We start from the raw sequence: 24,471 nt of genomic DNA on the forward strand, positions 1-24,471 counted from the left end.
GCCGCTCCAGTTCGCTGACCTTCTGTCCGATTAAACTTGTACATCGGGTTAGCTAACAGCTAATCGCTAACAGCTAATTGCTTCCTCGCGCCCGACTTGTTATACTCTAAACATCTTTAACAAATGAAGTGTGCAGGGGAGCTTGGGACAGCCAGGCTGAGAGGCGCATCCATGATGCGATGCCGACCCTATGGAACCTGAACCGGGTAATGCCGGCGTAGGGAGCGGCGTTCACGGATCTGAACCCACAAGCCACCCTGCACGGCAGGAGTGGCTTTTTTGATCCCACCGACCAATACCATCCCGTCTGCGCGCGCATTGGTCTTCGCGGGTGGCGACCTCAACGACGGCCCCGCCGTACAGGCGGCGCTGTCTGCCGCGCCCGGCGCGCTGATCGTCGCGGCGGATTCGGGCGCGCGACACGCGCTGGCGTGCGGCCTGACACTCGATCTCGTCGTGGGCGATCTCGATTCGCTGGCGGCGGACGAGGTCGCGGATCTGCGGGCGCGCGGCGTGACCATCGACCAGCATCCGGCCCACAAGGACGAAACGGATCTCGAACTCGCGTTGATTGCGGCCTGCGCGCGCGGCGCGACGTGGCTGCGCATTCTCGGCGCGGTCGGGGATCGCATGGACCAGACGCTCGCCAACATCGCGCTGCTGACCCTGCCGGACCTGGATGGGCGCGATGCGCGCATCGTGAGCGGGCGGCAGACGCTCTGGCTGCTGCATCCCGGTCTACACCCGGTGCACGGCGAGCCGGGCGACACGATCTCGCTGATCGCGTTCGTGCCGGGCGTGACGGGCATCACCACGGATGGCCTGGAATATCCCCTGCGCGACGAGGTGCTGGCCTTCGGCCCGGCGCGCGGCGTGAGCAACGTCATGCTGGGGCGCGAGGCGTCGGTGCGGTTCGACACGGGGCTGGTGATCGCCGTGCATACGCCGGGGAGGGCCTGATGTCCGAACGTTCCCCTCTTGTGATCCCGCCGCTGCTGCGTGACGCGGCCCGCGCGGTGATTCTGTCACTGGCGGTCGGCGTGCTCGGGATCTTTTTCGTGCTCGGCACGCGCCAGCTCATCGTCGAGGCGGCGGCGGTCGAAAATCTGTCGTTCCACGATATCGTGCCCACGCCCATCGAAATCTACCATGCGTGGCAGCAGTACGAATCGCTGCTGCTCGAAAAACACATCCCCACGACGATGTGGGAGACGCTGGCCGGGCTGTCGATTGCGATCGTGCTGGGCGTGGCGATCGCCGCATTGATGGACTTTTCGCGCCTGCTGCGCTGGATCCTGTACCCGATCCTGGTCGTCTCGCAGACGATCCCGATCTTCGCCATCGCCATCCTGCTGATCCTGGTGTTCGGCTTCGGCAGCGGCCCGAAGATCACGGTTGTGGTGATGTTCTGTTTCTTCCCCGTGGCGCTGAACACCTTCGCCGGGCTGCAATCCGCCGATCCCGAACTGCTCTCGCTGCTGCGCGCGATGGGCGCCAGCTCCGTGCAGACGTGGACCAAAGTGCGGCTCCCGGCGGCGATGCCCTCGTTTTTCGGCGGGCTGCGCATCGCGGCGACGTACAGCGTCGTGGGCGCGATTTTTGGCGAATACATCACCGCCCAGTATGGCCTGGGCGTGTTCCTGAAGCGATCCTACAGCAGCTTCCGCATCGATCAGGCGTACGTGGCGATCATCGCCACCGCCGTGTTGAGCCTGCTGCTGGTGCTGATCGTGAACGGGGTCGAGCGGTTGGCGCTGCGCTGGTATTACACCTCGCGGCGCGGCGGCTGGCGCGGCCCCGGCATCTACTGAGACGCATCCGATCGGAGACGTGACCGGGGAGGGGCAGGGCCCGCTCGCTCCCCAACCGTTTTGTTCGATCCAACTGTGAAGGAGTTTGGCACGATGCACCTTAAACGGAGTTTGATGCTGCTGCTCAGCCTCGCGCTGATGCTGGCGATGGGCGTCCCGGCCTGGGCGCAGGGCGACGGCACGGAAGAACCGGACGATCACCTGGGCGGCGCGGCGGAGTTCGCCCGCGCGGACGAGCCGACCGACGTGATCCTGATGCTCGACTGGACGCCGAACGCGAACCACGTGGGCTTTTACGCCGCGCAGGCGCTCGGCTATTATGACGACGCCAATCTGAACGTCGAGGTTCAGGAGCCAAGTGATATTCAGGTCGAGGCGCTTGTTTCCAGCGGCGTGGTCGATTTCGGCGTGAGCTTCCAGGAATTCGCCACCTACGCCATCGCGGGCGGCACGCCGGTCGTCTCGCTGGCCGCGATGATCCAGCACAACACGTCCGGTTTCGTGACCCTGGCCGACACCCACCCGGTCAGCACCCCGGCGGATATGGCGGGGCTGCGTTACGGCGGCTTCGGCCAGCCGGACCTCGAAAACGCGATCCTCAACACGCTGCTGACCTGCGACGGCGCGGAGCCGGATTCGGTCGAGTACATGAACGTGGGTTATGTGGACCTGATCCAGCTCATGCAGCAGGACCGTATCGATCTCGCCTGGATTTACTACGCGGTCGAGGGCGTGCAGGCGGAATTGAGCGGCGTGGACCTCGACGCGGTGATGATGATGGACTATTTCGACTGCGTGCCCGATTACTACACGCCGATCCTGATCACCGGCCCGGAGTTGGTCGAGCAGCAGCCGGACGTGGTTGCCGCGTTCGTGCAGGCGACCGCGCGCGGTTATGCGTACGCCATCGATCACCCGGACGAGGCGGCGGACATGCTGCTGGAGGCTGTGCCCGAGCTGGACAGCGACCTGATTCACGCCGGGTCGGAATGGCTCGCGCCGGAGTTCCAGTCCGACGCGCCGCGCTGGGGCGAGCAGCAGGCGAGCGTATGGCAGGATTACACCGATTTTCTGGTGGATAACGGCATTCTTGAGTCCGGCATCGACGCCGAGGCCGCGTTCACCAATGCCTTCCTGCCCGGCGACGTTCCCGCTGAAGGCGAATAACGCGACGATTCGGGTAGGGGCGTATTGCAATACGCCCCTACATAACGCGATGAGGCGATATATTCGTAGGGGCAATTCATGAATTGCCCCTACGACAACGTGATGGCTTTCGGGTGGCATGGTACAAATAATGGGCGGGTCACAGACCCGCCCCTACAGGGTAGCCGTTTCCGGTTGTCCCGTTTGCCAGTTGCCCGTTTTTGTAGGGGCAGGTTTGTAACCTGCCCTGCTTTTCCGGGTGGGGCAATTCCCCTCCATAAACCTGTGTTTTTCGCCGGGGATGAGGTTTGATCGATCCCATGCACAACTCACCACAGCCCGATTCCGCCCCGTGCCTGGATGTGCGCAGCGTCAGCAAGACGTTCCGCGACGGCGGGCACGACGTGCAGGCCCTCGCTGACGTCAGCCTGAGCGCGCAGCCCGGCGAGTTCATCACGATCATCGGGCCGAGCGGCAGCGGCAAAAGCACGCTGTTCAACCTGATCACCGGCCTGACGCAGCCCGACAGGGGCGAGATCGTCATCAACGGCGCGCCTATCGGCCACCGGGCCGGGTTGGTGGGCTACATGCCCCAGCGCGACCTGCTGCTGCCGTGGCGCACCGTGCTCAACAACGTCATCCTGGGGCCGGAACTGGACGGGCGCTCGCGCAAGGAGGCCCGCCAGCGCGCGCGCGACCTCATGCCGCTGTTTGGCCTGGAAGGCTTCGAGAATGCGTTTCCCGACACCCTCTCCGGCGGGATGCGCCAGCGGGCCGCGCTGCTGCGCACCTTCCTCACCGACCGCGACGTGCTGCTGCTCGACGAGCCGTTTGGCGCGCTCGACGCGCTGACGCGCCGCGACCTCCAGCGCTGGCTGCTCGACGTGTGGCAGCGCTTCCGCAAAACGATCCTGTTCATCACGCACGACGTGGAAGAAGCCGTCTTCCTGGGCGACCGCGTGCTCGTCTTCAGCGCGCGACCGGGCCGCATCGTGCGCGAGCTGCGCGTCGATTTGCCCCGCCCGCGCGGATCGCTCTCCGTGCTCTCCGAAGATCTGCGCCGCCTGGAAGCGGACCTGCTCGACGCGCTCGAACAGGCCGAAAATCACGGCTGATTTTCCCTCAAAATCGCCCCAAGATTTAACGTTGATCTAATGCCTGCGCTAACCTCATTTTTACGTTCCTGATCGATAATATTGTCGTACGCGATTGACGAGAGCGTGCATTCCGTACAGGTAGCGGTTGAGAGGATTTACGATGAGTTCGGTGACTACCGAGACAAAACGGACCACGCTGGTAGGGGACGCGCTTGATCGCCGGATTGCCGAGCTGGTCGAGCTGATTCGCGCGGGCCAGCAGCAGATGGCGACGCTCGACGGGCGCATCGCGCTGGCGAAAGACGAGCTGCGCGACCTGCTCAGCGAGCGTGGATCGAACTGGAGCGACGACAGCGGCTATGCCCAGCTTACCAGCGAGGGCGTGCGCCGTTCGTACGACACCCGCGCCCTGGACGAGCTGATCATTACCGATCCGCTGCGCTATGGGTGGCTGAAGGATTACCGCCGCGAGAGCCGCGTCAACAGCGGCGTGCGCGTCAAATAACGGCCCAATTCGGCCTTGCTGCGGATCGCCTGTCCCCCGGACGCGCGATCCGTCTTTATTTTTGGTCGAATTTTGCGATCTATTGTGGTACTGGTGTACCCTTGATGAAGCTCAAGCATAATTTTATTGTTGAGCTGTAATGACCTAACCGTTGAGGATGACCGTGTACCCCTCCGAGCTTCCCGCCATTCCCGAGCAAGCCCAAACCCTTTTGATTGCATTGGCGCATGGTGGCGTGGGGATGGATGCTGCGCAGTTGATGGAGGCGGCGGACCTCAGCGAGCGCGGCTTTGGCAAGGCGATCCGGCGTCTGGTGACGCTGCGCCTCGTGAATATGCCGGCGGGGGGCATGTACGCGCTGACCGAACGAGGCCGCGCGGCGCTAGAGGGGTCCGGGCTTCTATCTTCGGATCCTGCGGCGAGTGTACCGGAAGCGGTGAAGCCTACAGAAGCGCCCGTGGTTAAGTCCGAACCGCCTGCGGCTGCGGCTCCGCCCCAAGCGGCGATCCCCGCGCCCGCGACCCCGGCTCCTAAGCCTGTCGAGGCTCCCGCACCCGTGCCGGAAGCGCCCAAAGCTGCGCCCGTCGAAGCGATTCCCGCACCGGAAACCGTAAAGCCCGTATTTCCGGCTCCCGTGGCTCAGCCTGCGCAAGCCTCCGTGCCTGTTCCCGAAGCGCCGAAAACCGCGCCGGTAGAAGCGCCTGCCGCGAAGCCGGAACCACCTGCGGCTGCGCCTGTCGAAGCGGCTCCTGCACCGGAAGCGGCAAAGCCTGCCCCTCCGGCAGCACAGCCCGCACAAGCCGCTGCGCCAGCGCCCGAAGCGCCTAAGCCCGCGCCGGTAGATGCGCCCGCCGCGAAGCCGGAACCACCTGAGGCTGCGTCCGTCAAAGCGCCTCCGGCTCCGGCAGCACAGCCCGCGCAAGCCTCCGCGCCTGCACCCGAAGCGCCTAAGCCTGCGCCGGTAGATGCGCCCGCCGCGAAGCCGGAACCGCCTGCGGCTGCACCCGTCGAAGCGGCTCCCGCGCCGGAAACGGCAAAGCCTGCCCCTCCGGCTCCGGCGGCACAGCTTGCGCAAGCCGCTGCGCCTGTTCCCGAAGCGCCGAAAGCCGCGCCCGCCGAAGCGGTTCCCGCCCCGGACGCGGCATCGAACACGCAGCGCCAGCTATCGGTCCTGGTTGCTGAGGAAATGGCCGTCGGCCTGGGCACGATTCTCATGGCGGGCCTGAACGCGCCGCCCGCCGGATCGCCTGCGGGCCAGTCGCAGACCGTCATTTTACGTGTGAGCGCACCGGGCTGTGACATCGACGCCGAGGAACAGCCGCTTGAGATCCCGTCCGATGCCGCCGCCGGACCTGTGCGGTTCAAGGTGACGGCGTCTCAACCGGGACCGCTGCGGATCAGCCTGGAAGTGCTGCACCGCGCCGATGGCGAATCCCGCATTTTGGACGGAATCTACTTTGATGTACGCGTCCAGCCGTTCCCAACCCCTCGCACCGCGGAATTCCGTACCCTGGGCGCGGTGGTCCGCTTACCCCGCTAATCCACCTCGTTTATCCCCCGTTTGGCAAAACTGACAGGATTTTATTTCAACCTTTATTGATTCTTTGATCACTTTTTAATTTATACTTTCTATAATTGACTCTATTATCTAAGGGAAAGATCTCGCGCGGGGCGGTTGCAGCAGACGCATCAATCCCCCAGGTTATCTTTTGATGGGCATTCAGTGACGTTTTTTTATCGCAAGCATTGAGGACCGGATGGCGGCTTTATCCCAGAACTGGTCACCAAAAAGCTGGCGCCGCATCGTGTTGGCGGGTGTGAGTCTTGGCGCGTTGTTTTGGCTCGCTAACACGCTCATCCACTTCTTGTTCCACCTCCTGCTCGGCAGTGAACACACCGCAGCGGACAGCCGCATCGATCTCCTGGCTGCGCTGATCGTGTTTGTCCTGTTCGGCATCTATTCTCAGGTGATGGTGTACCAGCAGCGCGGCGTCGAGCAGCGGCTGCGCCAGCTTTCCCGCGCGGTGGAGCAGAGTCCCAGCACGGTCATGATCACCAACCTCGCCGGGCAGATCGAGTACGTGAATCCCAAGTTCACGGCGCTGACGGGCTATACGCTCGCGGAAGTGCGCGGCAAGAACCCCAACATCTTGAAATCGGGCGAAACCGAAGTGGACGAATACGCGCGCATGTGGGCCGCGATCAAAGCCGGTGACGAGTGGCGCGGCGAGTTCCACAACGTCAAGAAGAGCGGCGATCTGTATTGGGAATACGCCTTGATTTCGCCCATTAAAGACGGGCAGGGACGCATCACGCACTATCTGGCCGTGAAAGAGGACATCACCGCGCGCAAAGAGGCCGAAGAAGCCGAGCGCGCGCAGCGGGTGGTGATCGAAGCCCTGCGCGATATGGCGAACGCGATCAACCAGTTGATCGATATCTCCGATGTGCTCGATTTTATCCTGGCGAACCTGCACCGGATCGTGCACGCCGATGCGGCCCATATCGTCATTTTTGGCGAATCCGATTCGCACGTGGTGCGCTCCCAGGGCTATGACCGCCCCCGGTTGGATCGCCTGTTGGCGCTGCGCAAACAGCCGGTGGCAGTTCAGGAGGTCGCGCAGTTATTTAGCGACCAGACCCCGGTGAATCTCTCCGGCGGCGACTATGCGCAGACGTACTGGGGCAAGCTGCTGGAACAGCCGTGGGGCCAGTCGCATTTGCTGGCGCCCGTCCGGCTGCGCGGGCGTCTGATCGGGCTGTTGGCGCTGGATGCCTGCGCGGAAAGTGCGTTCAGCGCACAGGATGCGTGGCGGCTTCAGGCCGTCGCGGAACAGACGGCGACTGCCGTGCAGAACGCGCATACATACGACGCCATGCGCGATTACGCCATTGAGCGCGAGGAGCAGTTGATCGAGCGTACCGCCGAGCTGGAACGCGAGCGGGCCAAGCTGCGCGCCATCTTCGAGTCGATGGGCGAGGGCGTGGCCTATATGGAAAACGACCGGTTGCAGTTCGTCAACCAGACGCTCGTGACCATGCTTGGTTACGATCCCCAGGACGCGATCGGCACGGATCTGACGCTGTTTAACATTACGGTCGAAAAGGAACCGGGCGAGAATCGTCTGCTGCGCGAGCGCATCGATTACGCGTTTGCGAACAACCGCCCCTGGCGCGGCGAGCTTCAGCTTCAGCGCAAGGACGGTTCAGTGCTGGAAGCCTCGGTGACGACGACCCAGGTGGCCGACCTCTATAACAATCTCCTGGGCCGGGTGACCATCGTCCGTGACGTGGGCCGCGAAAAGGCGCTTCAGGCGCAGAAGAACCGTTTCCTGACGCACGCCGCCCACGAGCTGCGCACGCCGATGTCCAACCTGAAAACGCGCCTCTACCTGCTGCGCCACCAACCCGATAAGATTCCGCAGCACCTTTCCGTGCTGGATGACGTGTCGGACGGGATGGCGCGCTTGATCGAGGATCTGCTCGACGTGGTGCGCCTTGAGCACAATGCGCTGCTGCTGCGGCGCGAGGTGATCCCGCTGCGAGACGTCGTGCGCGAAGCGGTCGGCGCTCAGCAGCAGCAAGCGTCGAACAGCAGCGTCAGTATCGTGGCCGAGCTGCCCGATGCGCCGGTCCCCATCTGCGCAGACCGGCGGCGGATCGCCCAGGCGATCACGAACCTGATCTCGGTCGCCATTCAAGACAGCCTGCCGGGCGGCGCGGTGAATATCCGCCTGTCCGCAAACGGCGACGAGCAGCGGCGCGTGGTGCTGACCATTCACGACGCGGGCACGGGCCTCAGCGAGTCGGATCTGGGGCAGGCCTTCGAGCCGTTCTTCCGCGTCACCGAAGGGCATACGGAGGGCGTCAGCCTGGGCCTCACCATTGCGCGCGATATCATCGAGCTGCACAATGGCACTATCGAGCTGGAAAGCAGCACGGGGCAGGGCAGCCTGTTCAGAATTACACTGAACGGCGCGGACGACTGCACCGAGCAAGACGAGATGACGGGACTCAACTACGCGGTGACGCGATGAACGATGCGGTAACGGTGATCAAAAACGATCACGAGGGACACGAAGTTTGGCGGTACGAGGGGCGCGTGTTGGAGCGCGGCGCGACCTGGGTGAAGCTGGAAGCGTTTTTCGACCGGGACGACCGCAACGAAAGCTACCATACCTTCCGGCGCGGCGATCGTTTCGTCGAGCGGTTCTACAGCGATCGCTGGTACAGCATCTTCGAGATGCACGACGTGGATGACGATTGCCTGACCGGGTGGTACTGCAACCTCAGCCGCCCGGCTGTTCTGTCGGATGGCACGATCATGGCGGACGATCTGGCGCTGGATCTGTATCTCGCGCCGGATGGTACGCCCACCGTGGTCGACCGGGACGAGTTCGAGGCGCTGCCGCTGGACGAGACCACGCGCGCCGAAGTCTGGCGCACCCTCAACAGCCTGCTGCGCTTGGCGGAACAGCGCCAGCCGCCGTTTGACGCCATCCCCGCGCACGACTAGCGCTTCGGTTTCTGGGCCGCACGGCATAACCGGATACGAATACAAAAAAGGTGGGCTTGCGGCCCACCTTTGCGTTCACTGGCAGTGATGATTGCCCGTAGAGTCGCCCGGACCTCACATCACCGTGTTCGTCGCCATGTTTTTCGGCTGTGCGAACTCCAGCAGCCGGGCTTGAAGCTCGCTGCACAGGACGTTCAGCCCGTCCTTCGAGTTTTCGTAGATGATGTGCTCCAACTGCCGGAACTCCGCCGGGACGTCCTCCGATGATTGGGCGATCAGGATAGTGTGTTTGCCCAGCGTGTGCGAAATGCCGAGCATGTACATCACCAGGGGATGGCGGCGTGTGCAGTCGGCCAGGACGATATCTGCCGAATAGAGCGACTCCCAGACTTCCAGCACGCTGACCCGGCCTGAGAAACAATCTTCGGCATATCCCAACGTCAGGTTCAGCCCGTCGGCGGCGGGCCGGATCGCGGCGTCGTACACCGGGCGGATGAGCGACGTGGGTGGCAGCAGCGCATACAGGTTGCGCCGCAGGTGGCTGTGGTGGGGCAGTCCAAACGCCGGGGTGACCGTCATCGAGTCGCCGTGCGCGCGCTGCTCTAGCTCCGTCAGGCTGAAGATCCCCAGCGCGCGCTGGAGGCGCGGCAGCGTGTCGGACACGACGAAGAGATAGTGGTCGAGGCCGAACTGTTCCCAGGTTTGCCTGAACCGGTCGGGGGCCATGTACGGGATCTCCCGGTCGCCCCGTACCTCGTTGGGCATGTAGACCTTGATCAGCCCTGCATCGAGCAGCAGAAAGATCGGCTCCATTTCCTGGTTGGGCCGTTCCATCCGGGTACCTTGAGCGATCATGGCCGCACGAAGCTGGTCGGCCAGATCTCTCCCGCGCATTTCAGGTTGCTTACGAAGAATCCGCAAAGTCTGGATAGCATAGAGCGTTTCGTTATACATACGGCGTCGGTTCCCTTTACGTTAAGACAAGCAATGCTTCATTGTAGAAGATTACTCGATGAATGTGAAGCCATCCCAAGTACTAGTCAGGGCATAACGCAGCATGTCGATTCCGCCGATCACGATAAATGCAAACGCGAGTCCGGCCAGGGCAGGCACGATCAGATTGCGCCTGCGAACGGCGGCGGCTTCGCGGCGCGTCAGCGCCAGGAACAGGATGCCGCCGATCAACATGAACATTAAGACGACGCCCACCACGCTCAGCAGCGCGAACGCGGCCAACAGTACGGGCACTTCCAGCAGCACGCCCGCGATCATGACCGCCCCGATGAGGCACAGCGCGACCAGCTCTTTCAGGCCGTTCAGCGGCGCGCTCGCGTCCGGACGCCGCCACGCCGACAGGTTGAACACTGGCAGCACGATCGTGATCATCGTCAGCCCCGCGTACATGCCCGTGATCAGGCGCAGCGTATTGTTCGGCTCGTACACGGGCGAATAAAACCCGAACAGGCTGAGGTAGCTGTTGATGCCGTCCGCCGCAATCGCCAGCCCGAACAGCCCCAGCACGACCAAGACGCGGATCGGGGGCAGCCGTCCGCTGCGCAGCCGTCCGCTCAGCCCGTAGACGATCGCGCCCGCCATCACGCCCATGTAGATCCCCGTGCAGCGCGCGCACAGCGGCAGAGGATGCCCGTGCAGGTGGAAGCTGCGCGCCGGGATGCGGTGGCAGATCGCGTAGCCGACGGCGTCGGCTTTGCCCCACAGTCCGCCGGGCGTGCCCAGCAGCCATGCCGCGAAGATCGCCGCCGCAGCGATCAGCACGATCCGGCGCGTGCGGCGCGAATAGTTGTGCAGGGCCACGCGCTCGCCATGAGGGGACGTGTCGGGTGCGGCTGTCATGGGATCCCTCTGGGCGTAATCTTAAAACTAAGCTCTGTGACCGGAGCGCTGCGCACGCGGTTTCTCCTGGTTTTATGCTGCGTCTTAATGAAGCGGATTGTTGCGCGATAGGTTGGAATAATGCAACAATAGAGACTGCTCGTGCTATCGTGTGCAAAGTACGGCACATTCTAAAAGTACTGTAGTACTGTGTGCCGCACCCCGGTGCTGTGGTAGCGTAAGAGCCACAATCAGTGCAGCGTTGAGTCTGGTATCGGTGAAGGGACGAGACACAACATGCAGTTTTTGGTCACCGGTGGCGCGGGCTACCTGGGAAGCGCTCTAGTGCGCCGCTTGGCCGGTCTTGGGCACGACGTGCGCGTGTTCGACGATCTGAGCGCGGGCGATCCCACCCGGCTTCCTCCGGACGTGACCTTTGCGCGGGGCGATGTCAACGATCTCCCGCGCCTGTGGACGCTGATGCAGGGCATCGACTGCGTGTACCATCTGGCTGCGCGCGTCAGTGTGCCCGAAAGCGCCCGCTATCCGCGCGAGTACAATGCCGTCAACGTGGGCGGCACGGTAAGCGTGCTGGAAGCGATGCGCGACGTCGGCGTCAAGCGGCTGGTGTTCGCGTCGTCTGGCGCGGTGTACGGCAACCAGTCCGAGCAGCCCCTTCACGAAGACCTGCCTCCTGATCCGCTGTCACCCTATGCCGTTAGCAAACTGGCTTCCGAGCATTATATCCACACGATTGGTCGTTTGTGGAATGTGGAGACGGTGACCCTGCGCGTTTTTAACGCCTACGGCCCCGGCCAGCAGCTTCCGGTGGCGCATCCGCCTGTGGTCCCGCAGTTCATCCGGCAGACCCTGGGCAAAGGGTCGGTCGTCATCCACGGCAGCGGCGATCAAACGCGCGATTTTGTTTACGTGGATGATGTGGTGGACGCGCTGGTGCGCGCCGCGACCGCGCCGAACGTGGACCGGCGGGTGATCAATGTGGGCAGCGGGACGGAAACCAGCATCATGGCCCTGGCGCGTGTGATCGGCGACGTGCTTGAGCGCGAGCCGAACGTGCTGATCGTGAGCACGCAGGGAGTAGGGGTGTCGCGGATGTGCGCCGACCTCACGCTGGCGAAGTCGCTGTTGGGGTACGAGCCGCACGTGTTTTTGCAGGAAGGGCTGCGCCGCACGGTGATGGAAGACGCCCGGTTTGCGGTCCCGGCGGGGCCGTAGCGCAGAAAGTATTAAGAGCGGGCGAGTTGATAGGCCGCTGCGCTTTATTCAACGACGGGAGACATCATGACTTTCATTAATTTCGAATCCCGAAAACGACTTAATCTTAATTCTTCGTGGTCTTCTCTTGTCTCGTTTTCCATCCCTTTCTTTATGCTAACTCACGTTTTTGAGGTCTCTCACGAGAGAGCGGAGACATGCGGTACCATTAAGATAGTACCAGGGTCCTGTTGATTAATAAATAAAACGATGTTAATTTTAAATCAACTCTCTGCGAATCAACGCAAGGGGAGTTGAGGAGATAGCAAATGTTTCGACGCCGCACTCTAATCGCAACCCTCCTGGTACTCAGTCTCCTGGTTCCGACTGTGGCGAGCTTCGCCACGGGGCCCGATGACTTCAGTGTCTCGATCAGCGCGGCTGATTTGATGGTGGATGTGCAATCTCTGGCCGAGACGATCGGCGCGCGCACGATGGGCAGCGACGGCGAGCGTCTGGCCGGTGAGTATGTTGCGAACCGCTTTACCGGCATGGGATATCCCGTCCAGGTGCAGGAATTTGTGACGACCCCGCCCCAGCGCGAGGGTATGCCCGCTTCCGGCCCTGTGACGTCACGTAACATCATTGCGACCAAGCCTGGTGACGCCAAGATCCTCGTGATCGGCGCGCACATGGACTCGCCCGCTGTGGGCGTTGGCGCGGGCGATAATGCGTCCGGTGTGGCGGCGATGCTGGGTGTGGCCCAGGCGCTCCAGGACGTGCAGCTTGTGCATACGGTCGTCTTCGTGGCCTTCGGCGCGGAAGAGGGCGGCAGCCCCTCCGGCGCGGAATTCTACATCCAGAGCCTCGGTGACCAGATCAACAACGTCGTGGCGATGCTCAACATCGACGCGGTGGGCATCGGTGACGCGCTCAATGTGTATGCGGGCGCGGAAGTGACCTGGCCGACCCCGATCGACCCCACGCCCATCATCCACCCCGGTCCGACCTGGGTGCGCGACCTGGCGCTGAACGTCGCCGGTACGATGGGCCAGCCGCTGCGCACGTCCCCGGCAGAGACGTGGAAGGGCTTCACGGGCGACTGGAGCGATCACTACGCCTTCGTCATGGCTAACGTGCCCGTCGCTTACTTCGAAGCGTGGCAGTGGGACACGGGCGATCCCTGGTGGGGTCAGGAAACCGCCGTGGGTGACGTGATGAAGACCACGGGCGACGTGTACGGGGCGATCAAGCCCGCCCAGGTGGAAAGCGCCGCCGAGATCATCGCCGCGACCGCCGCTTCCATTGCCAACGACACGGCTCTGTAGCCTCAATTTCTTCTGACGGTCAATCCAACAGGCGCTTCCCTCGAAGCGCCTGTTTTTTTGCCGCCTGCCCACGCCTCGCGGCGCGCGATAACGGCGTCTTGTCTGGCAAAATGACCAAATTCATGATCAACCACATACGCAACCACGTATACTGAATCACAATGATCCTGATCCGGTATAAGGAGGAAAGACTTATGTTCCGGCAACGCGTTTTGATCACGGTGCTGCTGCTGGTGTCGCTGCTGGTCCCCACGGTCGCCAGCGCGCAGGGCCTGCCCGACTTCGTGACGGAAATTGATACGGAAGACGTGATGTCGCACGTGCGGGCGCTGTCCGTCGCCATTGGCGCGCGCCCGATGGGCAGCGAATCTGAAGTGCTGGCCGGCGACTATATCGCGGCGGCCTTTGCCGATTGGGGCTATGAGGTCGAGTTCCAGCCGTTCGAGACGACCCCGCCTGCCGATGGCTCGGAGCCTGCGGCGACCTCTAACGTGATCGCAACCAAGCCGGGCGGGGATCAGATGCTCGTCGTGGGCGCGCACATGGACTCGGTCACCTCCGCGACCGGGGCAGGGGATAATGCGTCCGGCGTTGCGGCAATGCTGGCCGCTGCGGAAGCCCTGAAAGACCTGCCGCTGGACTACACGGTCGTCTTCGTGGCGTTTGCCGCCGAAGAGGGCGGCAGCCCGTCCGGCGCGGATACGTTTGTCGAATCGCTGGGCGACCAGATCGACAACGTCGTTGCCATGATCAACCTCGACTCGGTGGGCGTAGGCACGACGCTGAACGCTTACGCCGGCGCGGTCATCACGTGGCCGGAAGAAGAAGACGCCGCCCCGACGATCGAAGGCGGCGAAACCTGGGTCCGCGACACGGCGCTGGATCTGGCTGCCGGGATGGATCTGCCGTTCGGAACCTCGCCCGATGACACCTGGGGCGGGTATACCGGCGACTGGAGCGACCATTACCCGTTTGTGCTGGCGGGCGTGCCCATCCTCTACTTCGAGGCGTGGCAGTGGGACGGCGCTGAAGATCCGTGGTGGGGCCAGGAAACCGCCGACGGTGACGTGATGCACACGGAAATGGACTACTACAAGAGTGTCGTGCCGGAAAAGGTCGAGATGACGGCGGAGCTGCTGGCCGCGACCGTTGCGACCATCGCATCCGGGCAGGCCGGTCCCGCCGCGTAACGGGCATCCACGTTAATTCGAGCGTTGTAGGGGCGTATTGCTTTACGCCCCTATTACATCAAGCGCGCGGTTCGTAAGGGCGGGGTCCGTTCCGCCCAACGCGCATTTTTCCCCTCCCAACCACAATTCTCCCGTCTAAAATTGGTCGCGCGTCTATTTTTTACATTTGCCCTGCCACGTTAGTGAGATTTTCGGGATCGATCCCGAAAATTCCGCGCCATTCGTTATGACAAGTAAAAATTCGTTTTCAAGTCCATTGTGTAACCGGTTCTGCTGATACAATACACCATGTGTTTTTTATCCTGCTAAGCACTGTAATAGGAGTTCGATATGTCCCGAGCTTTGTCTGTCCTGGTTCTGTTGGCAATGCTGGTTGTGCCGGTGAGTGTCTTCGCGCAGGGCGATGCGACCCAACTGAACTATGGCGATGTGGTCACGGGCGAGATCACGAATCAGGCCTTCGAGATCCTCTATGCCTTCACGGGCGCGGCGGGCGATATGGTTCTGATTGAAATGCGGCCTGACGATACGAGCGTTTTTTACACGCCCTCGTTGATCCTGATGGATGCGAGCATGAATCCCGTTGCCTCGGTCGAAGGCTATGATGTGGCGACGCTGGCCGTTCAGCTTCCCGCCGACGGCGTGTACAACATCATGGCGACCCGCACCGATGGCCGCTCCGGTGATGGTCAAGGCGCGTACACGCTCTCGCTGCTGCTGCCCCCCACGCTCACCGCGGGTGAGGTCGTCAGCGGCTCGCTGACCAACGCCGAGACGAATTACTACATCCTCGACCTGACCAGCCCCGTGACCCTCGAATACGAGCGGACCGGCGGTGAGTTTTACCCGGCGGTGACGGTCAACGAGATGGTCAACACCTACGATTACTACGTCGAGCTGTTCGAAGCGGCCCTGATCGAAGGCAAGCTGGTCACGCACGCGTCGGTCGGCCTGGCGATGGACCCCGATGCGACCTCCGCGCTCTACGTGGTGACCGTCGCTGAGGGCCTGTGGGACTGGAACTACGACCTGATGTCCGCGGATTACACGCTGACGATCACCGCCGAGTAGCCCCCGCACGGCGATCCTCCCCGGTCGCTGTGATTGAAAAACGAGCGCCCCTGATGGCCAGGGGCGCTCACTTCCAAATAAAGTGTTAAAACGCATATAGATTTCGATTTAATTAGTTTTTCCTACCCTGTTTCCCTGCTACAATGAAATTGTACGCTTATCCTTTTTTGAGTTACTGCACAGGAGTGAATCATGTCCCGACTTTTGTCCGTTCTGGTTCTGCTGGCGCTGCTTGCTTTCCCCCTGAGCGTCTTTGCCCAGGGCGACGCCACTCAACTGAGCTACGGTGATGTTGTGACGGGTGAAATTTCTAACCAGTCTTTTGAGGTCCCGTACACATTCACCGGCGCAGAAGGGGACGTGGTCCTCATTGAGATGCGTCCGGTTGACACCAACGTCTTCTATTCCCCCTCGCTGATCCTGCTGGACACGGACTTCAACCCGATCGCTTCCGTGGATGGCTATGACGTGGCGACCCTGGCTGTGCAGCTTCCTGCCGATGGCGACTACAATCTGCTGGCGACCCGTACCGATGGCCGCGCGGGCGACGGTCAGGGCGAATACTCGCTCTCGCTGATGAAGCCCCCCGCGATCACCGCTGGTGAAGTGACCACCGCCACGATCGGCAACGAAGAGACGCAGTACTACACCATCGATCTGACCACTCCGGTGACGCTCGTCTACGAACACGTCAGCGGCGATTTTTACCCGGCGGTCACGATCAACGAGATCGTCAACTACTACGACAACTACCTGGAACTGACCGAAGTCGCGTCGATCTCCGGCAACCTGATCACCAGCGCGTCGGTGAGCCTGCAAATGGGCGCAGAAGCGACCTCGCCGCTGTACGTGATCACTGTGGCCGAAGGCCTGTGGGACTGGAACTACGAGCCGGTGACGGGCGAGTACACGCTCACCCTGGCCGCCGAGTAATCCCCCGCGCACCTGCGCACTGAGTTCATGACATCGGGCGTCTCGTGTTCGCGGGACGCCCGATTTGCTTCTTTTCTATAAGACGTGAAAGTAGGCTTGTTCAATCAAGCTAACGACATAACCGAGTTCTTCGTGGCTTTGCAGCTTCACCTCGGTTTCGCCAGTACCCCAGTGCCCAACATTTGCCACATCACGCGCAATGTCATGCGGATCATTGAGTTCCGCTACCGGAATATCCAGAAAGATTTTGAGCTGCTGGCTTTGAATTTGGATCTCCGCGAAATTCTTACCATAACGATAGCCGATGTACAGCTTATTCACAGTCTCGACGATCTCTTCATCACTACCGCCCAGAGCAAGAATTGCTTCGCGTAGCGCATTGAACAAATCAACAATTGCTTGTGGCTTGCGCTTGGTGTGGTAGGAGATCTCGTATTGAGGTTTTTCAATGGTTGGGGATGGCGTGGGAAGGAGGTTGTCCTGGTTGGTTTTATCGGCAACGGGTCGCGGCTTCTGGCTCCGTGTGGCATGAATTGGCTCTAGAAACAGCAAGTGCCCTTCGTAAACCCGGTAGGTCCAAAGTTCGATGTTAGCGCCGATACGGTTAACCGCATACTTGTCGTAATCGGTGAATTCCTCGGCTACAAGGATCAATCGGGGATGATTCCAGTCAATTTCTATGGTTTTTCCCAGCTTGGTCTGCGCAGCAACGATAAAATCCCCTTTGTGATCAACAAGCCAGTCTAAATAGAACAGACCTTGATTGATCACATTGTCTTTTTGGCTGCGTTTGTATTCGATGATGGTGGGCGAGGCGTCTTGATCGAGTCCAAGCGTGTCGATCCGTCCCGGTTGGCGGCCTCCAGTTGAAAATTCTGTATCGATAAAGCGAACGCCGAAGAAAAGTTCAAGGTTAGCTTCACACGAACGCTGAAGCTCTCGTTCAAGTCCAAACCTGCTGGCTTTTAGCTGTCGAGCGGGACCGTTGGCGAGTTCGAACAGAGGCATTGGCTAGACTCCGATGTATGCTAATAACAACGCAATATTCTATTAATATACCCCCTTTTCCAGCGATCCTTCTCTGCAATCTTTTTTATCGTGCTGCGAACCTAATACAACCCACGCCCGGCGAATCCCTCCACCGGGCGTGGTGCGTTCGGAGACATGGGTAACAGGTTACAGCAGACGCATCACGACCGGGCAGTTGACCAGCAGGCCCGTCGAGCCGAAGGGCGCGCCGCCCGGCCCTGTGACCCAGCCCTGCTGTACGAAGCCCAGGATGGCGAACTCTTCCGTCAGGCGCGAGCGGTAGCCGTTGTCGATCGCGGCCTGCGTCCACTCACCCGCGTTGACATCCCACAGAGGGCTGTAGTCCGTGGCGACGGTCGGGATGCCGCCGAAGACGTTCAGCGGGCTGCCTTCGCCCGACAGCGCGCTGTTGAATCCCTGCCGCTGCGGATTGTCCGCCCCGGTCGGGCCGTTCACGAACGCGAACAGTCGCTCCACCGCGCTGAAGGCGCTGTCGTCACGCCCCACGCCGAGATCCAGCAGTGCGGGCGCGTAGGTGGCGCGTTCCATCGTCGCGGGCAGCGGATCGTTGGCCTCGGTGCTCAGATACAGAACCGGGCGCGCGAAGCTGAAGCCCGTGGTCAGCGCCAGGGTGACGGTGCCGTCTTCAGGGCAGATCGTGGTCACTTTGTCGTGCACAAGGCTGTAGTCGGGATTGCCGTCGCAGAAGCTGATCGCGTCCGCGTCCACGCCGAAGGCGATCACCGGCGCGTTATAGATCGCGCTGCCGATCTTCGCCAGCGGGCTGTAGCCAGCATCCCCAACCGAGCCGGGCTGGAAGTCGGACGGCGGGAAGGGGTTCGGCGCGTCGCCGGGCGTCAGCGACCATTCCGGCGAAAAGTCCACGCTGCCCCGCTCGAACGTGACGGATCCGTCCGTCTCGATGTGCGCGGGCCGCACGGCGTTCCCCACGTCGGAATAGCTCAGCTTGGCCGAATAGTTCAGGCCCAGGGCGGCGGCGTTCTGCTCGTCGTCGGTATCGGTCAGGATGTACCACACCGGCTCCCCGCTGGCGAGCTGGCCCCGGTAGAGCGGCAGCGTGACGGTCCGCGCGGCCTGATCCACCGTGCCCGACCGCAGCAGTTGGTACGGTCCGATCAGTTCTTTCTGTACGGTAGACGGCGCCGGGCCGAAATACGTCAGCGGGATGTCCGCGCCGATCGAGGGTGGGGGCGGGGCCGCGTCGTCGCCGATGCCGGGCGCGGGGGTCGGGGTGTCATCGCCCTGCGCCGCGATGGGCGCCGCGCTGCTGAAGAACATCAATCCGGCCACAAGACTGAGCAGCAGGATGAGTGACATCGTCCACTGGTAAGAATGACGGTGAGACATGGTGACTTACCTCCACAACTTCACATAACGTCCGATTACGATGAGTGCTCGAGCATCTTTACCGTAAAGGAAATTCCTTAACAGATCCTTACCCGCCGCTTTTTACCCTCCATCCGGCCACGTCTCGCCCCATGTCGCCTGCGCCTGCTATACTTGCCGCGTTGTGCTGTGACCTGCTTCCGCGTCAAGTGAAGGCTCCATGACCGCTTCTCATTCCCAGGCTCGCACGCTGTCGAGCCGCCAGATCGCCCGCGCGGCGGGTGTGCTGATGCTCGCGTATATCGCCAGCGGCGTGCTCGGATTGGTGCGCGCCTCCGCGATCTCGTCCGCGTTTGGGGCCGGGCCGCGCCTGGACGCGTTCCTGGCGGCGCAGCGCGTGCCGGAGACGCTGTTCACGCTCGTGGCGGGCGGCGCGCTCGGCTCGGCGTTCATCCCCGTTTTCACGCGCTTCCTGGCGGCGGATGATGAGGACGGCGCGGCGCGGCTGGCGAACGCGGTGATCACGCTGCTGGTGGCCGTTGCGACGGCGCTGGCGGTGGTGGCGGCGCTGTTTGCCGGGCCGATCATGGAATACGCCCTGATGCGCGGCGCGGATCCTTCGACGCAGGCGCTGGCCGCCGAGCTGATGCGCATCATGCTGGTGACGGTGGTGGTCTTCGGTGTCAGCGGCCTGTCGATGGGCGTGCTCAACGCGCACCAGCATTTTCTCGCGCCCGCGCTCGCGCCGAGCCTGTACAACGTCGGGCTGATCTTCGGCGCGCTGGTGCTGGCGGGGCCGTGGGGCGTGCACGGATTGGCGTGGGGCGCGGTGATCGGCTCGCTGCTGCACTTCGGTATTCAGATCCCCGTGCTGGTGCGGCTGCGCTTCCACTATCGCCCGCTGTTTGCGCCACAGTTGCCCGCCGTGCGCGAAGTCCTGCTGCTGATGGGGCCGCGCGTCCTGGGCCTGGGCGTGGTACAGGTCAATTTCTGGGTGAACACGTCGCTGGCGTCCGGCATGATCGCGGGCAGCATCACGGCGCTCAACTTCGCATTCACACTGATGTTTACCGTGCTGGGCGTGCTGGGACAGAGCGTCGGCACGGCGCTGTTCCCCACGCTCTCGACGCTCAGCGCGCAGGGCGATTGGGACAGCTTCCGGCGCACGCTGGCGGACGCGCTGCGCAGTGTGTTATTCCTCTCGATACCGGCGGGGATCGGGCTGGCGGTGGTCAGCCATCCGGTGGTGGCGCTGCTGTTCGAGCGCGACGAGTGGACCTCGACCGATACGGCGGGCACGGCCTGGGCACTGGCGATGTTCAGCGTCGGGCTGGCGGGCCATGCCGTCTTGGAGATCCTCGTGCGCGCGTTTTACGCCCTGCACGACACCTGGACGCCCGTGAAGGTCGGCACGATAGCGATGGTCCTGAATGTCGTGCTGAGCCTGATTCTGATCCGCGTTTTCGGTTATCCCGACAGCACCGATTTTGCCCATGGGCCGTTTGGCGGTCTGGCGCTGGCGATGTCGCTGGCGACGGCGGTCGAAAGCGGCACGCTGTGGGTGCTGCTGCGGCGGCGCACGGGCGGGCTGGACGATCGCCGCGTGCTCGGCGGGGCGGGGCGTACGCTGGTCGCGTCGGGGATCATGGCGGGCGTGGTCGCGCTGTTTCTGTCTGCGCTGCCCGATCTGCCCGCACTGATCCAGGCGCTCGGCGGGATGGCGCTCGGCGGTGCCGCATTTTTCGGCACAGCGCTGATCCTCCGCGTGGAGGAGGCGCAGGCGTTGCCCCGGCTCGTCTTGCGGCGCGTGGGCCGGTAGGGGGCCGTACGCGCAGCGTTAATTTTGCCCGGTGCCGAGTGGTAGCCTGGACCACAGATCCACAGATCTAATCACTATCAGCCTTCGTAGGGGCGGGGCTTGCCCCGCCCGTCCGGCAAAAAGCCGGGTAGGGCAAGCCCTACCCCTACGGAAAAACGGCAGGCACCGCCCGGAGAAACTCCCCTCTCCAACGGGATTGGAAACGGGCCGGGGGTGAGGTTGCCCGTAAATCCGAACGATAACCTACACACCACTACAGGAGGCGCACACCATGCAAATCGCCATCATGATCGAGGGCCAGGAAGACATCAACTGGACGCGCTGGAAGCGCATCGTGCGCGCCGTCGAGGATTTCGGCTTCCAGGGGCTGTTCCGCTCGGATCACTTCACCAATCCCTCGCCCCTCAATCAAGACGCGCTCGAACTGTGGATCTCGCTGGCGTGGCTGGCCGACAACACCTCGCGCATCGAGTTCGGCCCGCTGGTGTCGCCCGTTTCGTTCCGCGACCCGATGCTGACCGCGCGGCAGGCGGCGGCGGTCGATGATCTCGCCGGCGGACGGCTGGTGCTGGGACTCGGCGCGGGCTGGATGGTCCGCGAGCACGAGATGTTCGGCTACGATCTGCTCGATCTCGGCCCGCGCTTCGACCGGTTCGAGGAAGCGCTGGAAGTCATCACCCGCCTGCTGAATTCCAACGATCCGGTGAGCTTCGAGGGCGAGTACTACCACCTGCGCGACGCAATCCTGCTGCCGCGCCCGCAGCGGCCCGGCGGCCCGCCGATCCTCATCGGCGGCACGGGGCGCAACCGCACGCTGCCGTTCGTCGCCCGTTATGCGCGGGAATGGAACGCCGTCAGCACCAACCTGGACGAATTCCGCGAGCTGAACCCGTACCTGGACGAGCTGCTGCGCGCGCAGGGCCGCGACCCGAAGAGCGTGAAGCGCTCGATGATGACCAGCGTTTACTTTGGGCGCACCGAGACCGAGCTGCGCCGCCACCTGGAACCGGAGGGTCTCTCACCGGACGCGCTGAATCCCAAGAAGCACTTTTTCGGCACGCCGGATCGCATCCGCGAACAGTTGGCCGCGTGGGAAGCCGCCGAGCTGGAGCGGGTCATGCTGCGCTGGCGGCTCGTGGACGACATCGACGGCCTCGAAGCGCTGGCGAAAGCGCTGCTTTAAGGGCGGCAAAGGCAGCTTTTAGCCACAATTAGCGAAAAGCCGCAACGGCACACCGGGAGCGTCGCGCAACGTCAGGGCAGGCTCGATCCGCTGGAACGGGATGCAAAAAGGGCAGGTCACAGACCTGCCCCTACAAAAACCGGTAAACACTGTCGGGGCGGGTTTCTAACCTTCCCGTTTTTTCGTGCGTTTGATTTTGTTCTTGCGAATCGCTAACAGCCAACCGCTAATCGCTAACCGCTGCTGTTGCTGCTTTCCCTATACCGGCGGCTCGAACGTGCTGACGGTCCCGTCTTCGCCCAACTGCTGAATGCGCAGCTCGGCGTTGTCGAGCAGACTCCCGCACAGCAGCGCCAGCTTCTGCCCGCGCTCGTAGAGCGTCACCGACTCCCCCAGCGACAGATCGCCGGTTTCCAACTGGCTGACGATGTGTTCCAGTTCCTCGAAGGCCTGCTCGAAGCTCAACTCGGTGTCGCTGCTCATAGGGTCACGTCTCCGGTTTTTATCCCCCGCCCGGTTCGGCGGTCGCCGCCTGCGAAAGCAGAGGATTATTCAGGCTAAAGAAGTTGCCGCAGCCCACCGTACCCTGGCGCACCGCTTCCGACAGCGGCAGAAATTCCTGCCCGTGGATGCTCTGAGTCGCGGATTGCAGGTCGGCGGCAGCAGTGGTGAAGTTGCGCTGCTTGCGGCGCACTTCCGCCCGCAGCAGGTAGATCAGCGTGAAATCCGGCTCCAGCCCGATCGCGCTCGTATACGACCGCTCCGCCTTCGCGTAATCGCCCAGCGCGCACTCCGCAAAGCCCTGAATCACGTACAGGTCCACATCGCGCGAGAAGTACTCCAGGCCGCTGTCCGTCGCTTCCATCACGGCGTCGTAGCGTCCCAACACCATGTTTCCGAACGCCGAGAGCTTGTACCCGTAGCTGCTCAACGCGTTACTCCCGAAAAACGCCGCGATCAGCCGGTTCATGAAGTCGGGATCGGGATAATCTTCCAGAATGGTGCGGATCATCGTCCCGGCATCATCCAGGCGGCCCTGGTGCATCGCCAGCAGCGCGCCGTAGATGTACGGGAAGTTTGCATCGGGAGCCAGCGCGATGGCCTGCTCGATGTTGTCCTGCGCGATGTCGTACGCGCCGCTCTGGTAGTAGATCGCGCCCCGGAAGAACAGCGGGAACCAGTCGTCCGGGCGCTCTGTGATGATCTCATCGAACAGGTCGAAGACCTCGTTCAAGTTGTCGCTCATGGTCGAGAGCAGAAGCTGCGGCATCGTCCAGTGCTCGGGGCCGAGCCGCCGCGCCGTTTCCAGGTCGCGTTTGGCGTCGTCCATCATGGATTGGCGTTGGTTCGCCGCGCCGCGCTCGACGTACAGGATCGGATTGCCGGGAGCCAGTTGCAACCCGGAATCGAGGATCTCCACCGCCTGCGCGGGATCGTTCAGTACCACCTGGAACGCGCGGTGCGTATAGGCGGCCACCGAGTTTTCGGGTATTTCGCCGGGATCGACCGTCCCGATCGCGTCCAGCACGGCCCGCGTGCGCATCGTCTCGAAGCCGCCGCCGTCCGCGATGTTGAGCACGTCCAGCACGCCCAGCACGTACGGGGCCGCCGACTCCTGGCGCTCGTCGCGCATGTGCACGCGCACGTTGGCGGTTTGTTCCAGCGTATCGCGCGAGAACGGGTTGTGCGGGTAGGCCGTTAGCGTCCCGATCTGGACCTCAAGCTCGACGGTGGACGAGTTGTAATTGCCCCAGATGATCACCGCCGCACCGTTGGCCTCGGCAACAGCCATCGCCTGAGCTTCGGTCGTGATCACCTGCGGGTACGCCCGCACGCGGATGCTGGAGAACGGCGCGACCGTCTGGAGCCGCTGCTGCAGGTCGTCCACGATGAAGCGGCTGACGTCGCGCGGACGCATCCCCGAAAGCTGCTCGATGCCGCTGAGCTGTTCGAGCTTGGCGACCAGCACCATCGTTTCCCCCGACTCGACCGCCGTAACCAGTTCCGGCTGGAACTCGGTTGCGACGGCTGCGGGGTGGGATGCGGTCGGCTGGACGTCGGGCTTGTCCCCGCCGCCGCTCAAGAACACAATCGCGGCCACCGAAATGATGGTGGTCGCCACCGCGACGATGGCGACGATGGTCGTGATCCAGCGCCACGGCGCGGACGGCACCTGCGCGTGCTCGCCGGTCGGCGTGAGGATGCCCTCCGGCGGCGTATAGACCCACTGGCCGCCCGGCGTCTGGTAGGGCGGGTAAGGCGTGCCGGGTGGGGTTCCGGGCGGAATGTACGGCGGGGTGCCCGGCGGCGTATAGGGTGGCGTGATGCCGCCGCTCGGTGTGCCATACCCGGGATAACCCGGCGGTGTGTTGTACAGGCGCGTGCCGCCTTCCATGGCGGGGATGTCCGGCTCCTGCCCGGCGACGGTGGGCTGGTCGGTCGGCGGCG

21 protein-coding genes and 1 riboswitch are annotated in these 24,471 nt (G+C 62.8%); of the genes, 15 read left to right on the plus strand and 6 right to left on the minus strand.

Annotated elements, in window-relative coordinates:
• The first annotated feature begins 124 nt into the window (after nucleotides 1-124).
• A riboswitch (TPP riboswitch) is annotated at nucleotides 125-241 on the plus strand.
• A 38-nt stretch (nucleotides 242-279) separates the two neighbouring features.
• From V7116_RS16875 to V7116_RS16910, 8 genes are all read left to right on the plus strand, one after another.
• Complete coding sequence (locus V7116_RS16875) at nucleotides 280-960, plus strand: thiamine diphosphokinase (protein WP_324393127.1); 681 nt, start codon at nucleotides 280-282, stop codon at nucleotides 958-960.
• Complete coding sequence (locus tag V7116_RS16880; RefSeq protein WP_324393128.1) at nucleotides 960-1,811, plus strand: ABC transporter permease; 852 nt, start codon at nucleotides 960-962, stop codon at nucleotides 1,809-1,811. The genes V7116_RS16875 and V7116_RS16880 overlap by 1 nt, the downstream gene beginning before the upstream one ends.
• A 93-nt stretch (nucleotides 1,812-1,904) precedes the next feature.
• The gene (locus tag V7116_RS16885; protein ID WP_324393129.1) at nucleotides 1,905-2,978 is read left to right on the plus strand and encodes an ABC transporter substrate-binding protein; all 1,074 of its coding nucleotides are present in this window, start codon (nucleotides 1,905-1,907) and stop codon (nucleotides 2,976-2,978) included.
• A 299-nt stretch (nucleotides 2,979-3,277) separates the two neighbouring features.
• Nucleotides 3,278-4,072 carry an ABC transporter ATP-binding protein gene (locus V7116_RS16890; protein WP_324393130.1) on the plus strand — a complete coding sequence of 265 codons (795 nt, stop codon included), beginning with the start codon at nucleotides 3,278-3,280 and terminating at the stop codon, nucleotides 4,070-4,072.
• Nucleotides 4,073-4,214: 142 nt separating this feature from the next.
• Nucleotides 4,215-4,559: a hypothetical protein gene (locus tag V7116_RS16895; RefSeq protein WP_324393131.1), complete on the plus strand. Its 345-nt coding sequence runs from the start codon at nucleotides 4,215-4,217 to the stop codon at nucleotides 4,557-4,559.
• A 157-nt stretch (nucleotides 4,560-4,716) separates the two neighbouring features.
• Nucleotides 4,717-6,099 (plus strand): hypothetical protein, encoded by a 1,383-nt coding sequence (locus V7116_RS16900; protein ID WP_324393132.1) that lies wholly within the window; start codon nucleotides 4,717-4,719, stop codon nucleotides 6,097-6,099.
• A 217-nt stretch (nucleotides 6,100-6,316) separates the two neighbouring features.
• A complete protein-coding gene (locus tag V7116_RS16905) occupies nucleotides 6,317-8,596 on the plus strand; it encodes a PAS domain S-box protein (RefSeq protein ID WP_324393133.1) in 2,280 nt (759 codons plus the stop codon).
• Nucleotides 8,593-9,075 carry a DUF402 domain-containing protein gene (locus tag V7116_RS16910; RefSeq protein ID WP_324393134.1) on the plus strand — a complete coding sequence of 161 codons (483 nt, stop codon included), beginning with the start codon at nucleotides 8,593-8,595 and terminating at the stop codon, nucleotides 9,073-9,075. The genes V7116_RS16905 and V7116_RS16910 overlap by 4 nt, the downstream gene beginning before the upstream one ends.
• 114 nt (nucleotides 9,076-9,189) lie before the next feature.
• Here V7116_RS16910 and V7116_RS16915 read toward each other — a convergent pair whose 3' ends face one another.
• Nucleotides 9,190-9,969, minus strand: coding sequence for a hypothetical protein (locus V7116_RS16915; protein WP_324393135.1), 780 nt, complete (start codon nucleotides 9,967-9,969; stop codon nucleotides 9,190-9,192).
• Between the two features lie 111 nt (nucleotides 9,970-10,080).
• Entirely contained in the window at nucleotides 10,081-10,929 is an 849-nt protein-coding gene (locus tag V7116_RS16920) for a DUF2085 domain-containing protein (RefSeq protein ID WP_324393136.1), read from the minus strand.
• A gap of 276 nt (nucleotides 10,930-11,205) precedes the next feature.
• Here V7116_RS16920 and V7116_RS16925 point away from each other — a divergent pair, with 276 nt between their 5' ends.
• The 5 genes from V7116_RS16925 to V7116_RS16945 all read left to right on the plus strand — a co-directional run bounded on the left by V7116_RS16925 (nucleotide 11,206) and on the right by V7116_RS16945 (nucleotide 16,645).
• A complete protein-coding gene (locus tag V7116_RS16925; protein WP_324393137.1) occupies nucleotides 11,206-12,144 on the plus strand; it encodes an NAD-dependent epimerase/dehydratase family protein in 939 nt (312 codons plus the stop codon).
• 308 nt (nucleotides 12,145-12,452) lie between these two features.
• A complete protein-coding gene (locus V7116_RS16930) occupies nucleotides 12,453-13,451 on the plus strand; it encodes a M28 family metallopeptidase (RefSeq protein WP_324393138.1) in 999 nt (332 codons plus the stop codon).
• Nucleotides 13,452-13,645: 194 nt separating this feature from the next.
• Nucleotides 13,646-14,641, plus strand: coding sequence for a M20/M25/M40 family metallo-hydrolase (locus V7116_RS16935; RefSeq protein ID WP_324393139.1), 996 nt, complete (start codon nucleotides 13,646-13,648; stop codon nucleotides 14,639-14,641).
• Between the two features lie 330 nt (nucleotides 14,642-14,971).
• Nucleotides 14,972-15,712 carry a hypothetical protein gene (locus V7116_RS16940; RefSeq protein ID WP_324393140.1) on the plus strand — a complete coding sequence of 247 codons (741 nt, stop codon included), beginning with the start codon at nucleotides 14,972-14,974 and terminating at the stop codon, nucleotides 15,710-15,712.
• 192 nt (nucleotides 15,713-15,904) lie between these two features.
• Nucleotides 15,905-16,645, plus strand: a complete 741-nt coding sequence (locus tag V7116_RS16945; protein ID WP_324393141.1) for a hypothetical protein — start codon at nucleotides 15,905-15,907, stop codon at nucleotides 16,643-16,645.
• A gap of 75 nt (nucleotides 16,646-16,720) precedes the next feature.
• Here the strand turns inward: V7116_RS16945 and V7116_RS16950 are convergent, their stop codons facing one another.
• Complete coding sequence (locus tag V7116_RS16950) at nucleotides 16,721-17,653, minus strand: DUF5655 domain-containing protein (protein ID WP_324393142.1); 933 nt, start codon at nucleotides 17,651-17,653, stop codon at nucleotides 16,721-16,723.
• 168 nt (nucleotides 17,654-17,821) lie between these two features.
• Nucleotides 17,822-19,042 (minus strand): hypothetical protein, encoded by a 1,221-nt coding sequence (locus V7116_RS16955; RefSeq protein ID WP_324393143.1) that lies wholly within the window; start codon nucleotides 19,040-19,042, stop codon nucleotides 17,822-17,824.
• 199 nt (nucleotides 19,043-19,241) lie between these two features.
• Between V7116_RS16955 and murJ the strand changes: the two genes are divergently transcribed.
• Nucleotides 19,242-20,840: a murein biosynthesis integral membrane protein MurJ gene (murJ, locus tag V7116_RS16960; RefSeq protein ID WP_324393144.1), complete on the plus strand. Its 1,599-nt coding sequence runs from the start codon at nucleotides 19,242-19,244 to the stop codon at nucleotides 20,838-20,840.
• A gap of 271 nt (nucleotides 20,841-21,111) precedes the next feature.
• Nucleotides 21,112-22,023, plus strand: a complete 912-nt coding sequence (locus V7116_RS16965) for a TIGR03560 family F420-dependent LLM class oxidoreductase (protein ID WP_324393145.1) — start codon at nucleotides 21,112-21,114, stop codon at nucleotides 22,021-22,023.
• Nucleotides 22,024-22,281: 258 nt separating this feature from the next.
• On the opposite strand, the gene V7116_RS16970 is transcribed toward V7116_RS16965, so the two are convergent.
• Nucleotides 22,282-22,506 (minus strand): exodeoxyribonuclease VII small subunit, encoded by a 225-nt coding sequence (locus V7116_RS16970; RefSeq protein ID WP_324393146.1) that lies wholly within the window; start codon nucleotides 22,504-22,506, stop codon nucleotides 22,282-22,284.
• Nucleotides 22,507-22,525: 19 nt separating this feature from the next.
• Nucleotides 22,526-24,471: tetratricopeptide repeat protein (locus V7116_RS16975; RefSeq protein ID WP_324393147.1), on the minus strand; the 1,946-nt coding region annotated here is incomplete at its 5' end.

It is taken from the genome of Aggregatilinea sp., from assembly GCF_036822615.1.
GTDB lineage: Bacteria > Chloroflexota > Anaerolineae > Aggregatilineales > Aggregatilineaceae > Aggregatilinea.

Bases quoted from the DNA above. Each gene is read 5' to 3' on its own strand.
- V7116_RS16880 (WP_324393128.1), top strand. From the start codon at position 960: ATGTCCGAACGTTCCCCTCTTGTGATCCCGCCGCTGCTGCGTGACGCG.
- V7116_RS16885 (WP_324393129.1), top strand. From the start codon at position 1,905: ATGCACCTTAAACGGAGTTTGATGCTGCTGCTCAGCCTCGCGCTGATG.
- V7116_RS16890 (WP_324393130.1), top strand. From the start codon at position 3,278: ATGCACAACTCACCACAGCCCGATTCCGCCCCGTGCCTGGATGTGCGC.
- V7116_RS16895 (WP_324393131.1), top strand. From the start codon at position 4,215: ATGAGTTCGGTGACTACCGAGACAAAACGGACCACGCTGGTAGGGGAC.
- V7116_RS16900 (WP_324393132.1), top strand. From the start codon at position 4,717: ATGACCGTGTACCCCTCCGAGCTTCCCGCCATTCCCGAGCAAGCCCAA.
- V7116_RS16905 (WP_324393133.1), top strand. From the start codon at position 6,317: ATGGCGGCTTTATCCCAGAACTGGTCACCAAAAAGCTGGCGCCGCATC.
- V7116_RS16910 (WP_324393134.1), top strand. From the start codon at position 8,593: ATGAACGATGCGGTAACGGTGATCAAAAACGATCACGAGGGACACGAA.
- V7116_RS16915 (WP_324393135.1), bottom strand. From the start codon at position 9,969: ATGCGCGGGAGAGATCTGGCCGACCAGCTTCGTGCGGCCATGATCGCT.
- V7116_RS16920 (WP_324393136.1), bottom strand. From the start codon at position 10,929: ATGACAGCCGCACCCGACACGTCCCCTCATGGCGAGCGCGTGGCCCTG.
- V7116_RS16925 (WP_324393137.1), top strand. From the start codon at position 11,206: ATGCAGTTTTTGGTCACCGGTGGCGCGGGCTACCTGGGAAGCGCTCTA.
- V7116_RS16930 (WP_324393138.1), top strand. From the start codon at position 12,453: ATGTTTCGACGCCGCACTCTAATCGCAACCCTCCTGGTACTCAGTCTC.
- V7116_RS16935 (WP_324393139.1), top strand. From the start codon at position 13,646: ATGTTCCGGCAACGCGTTTTGATCACGGTGCTGCTGCTGGTGTCGCTG.
- V7116_RS16940 (WP_324393140.1), top strand. From the start codon at position 14,972: ATGTCCCGAGCTTTGTCTGTCCTGGTTCTGTTGGCAATGCTGGTTGTG.
- V7116_RS16945 (WP_324393141.1), top strand. From the start codon at position 15,905: ATGTCCCGACTTTTGTCCGTTCTGGTTCTGCTGGCGCTGCTTGCTTTC.
- V7116_RS16950 (WP_324393142.1), bottom strand. From the start codon at position 17,653: ATGCCTCTGTTCGAACTCGCCAACGGTCCCGCTCGACAGCTAAAAGCC.
- V7116_RS16955 (WP_324393143.1), bottom strand. From the start codon at position 19,042: ATGTCTCACCGTCATTCTTACCAGTGGACGATGTCACTCATCCTGCTG.
- murJ (WP_324393144.1), top strand. From the start codon at position 19,242: ATGACCGCTTCTCATTCCCAGGCTCGCACGCTGTCGAGCCGCCAGATC.
- V7116_RS16965 (WP_324393145.1), top strand. From the start codon at position 21,112: ATGCAAATCGCCATCATGATCGAGGGCCAGGAAGACATCAACTGGACG.
- V7116_RS16970 (WP_324393146.1), bottom strand. From the start codon at position 22,506: ATGAGCAGCGACACCGAGTTGAGCTTCGAGCAGGCCTTCGAGGAACTG.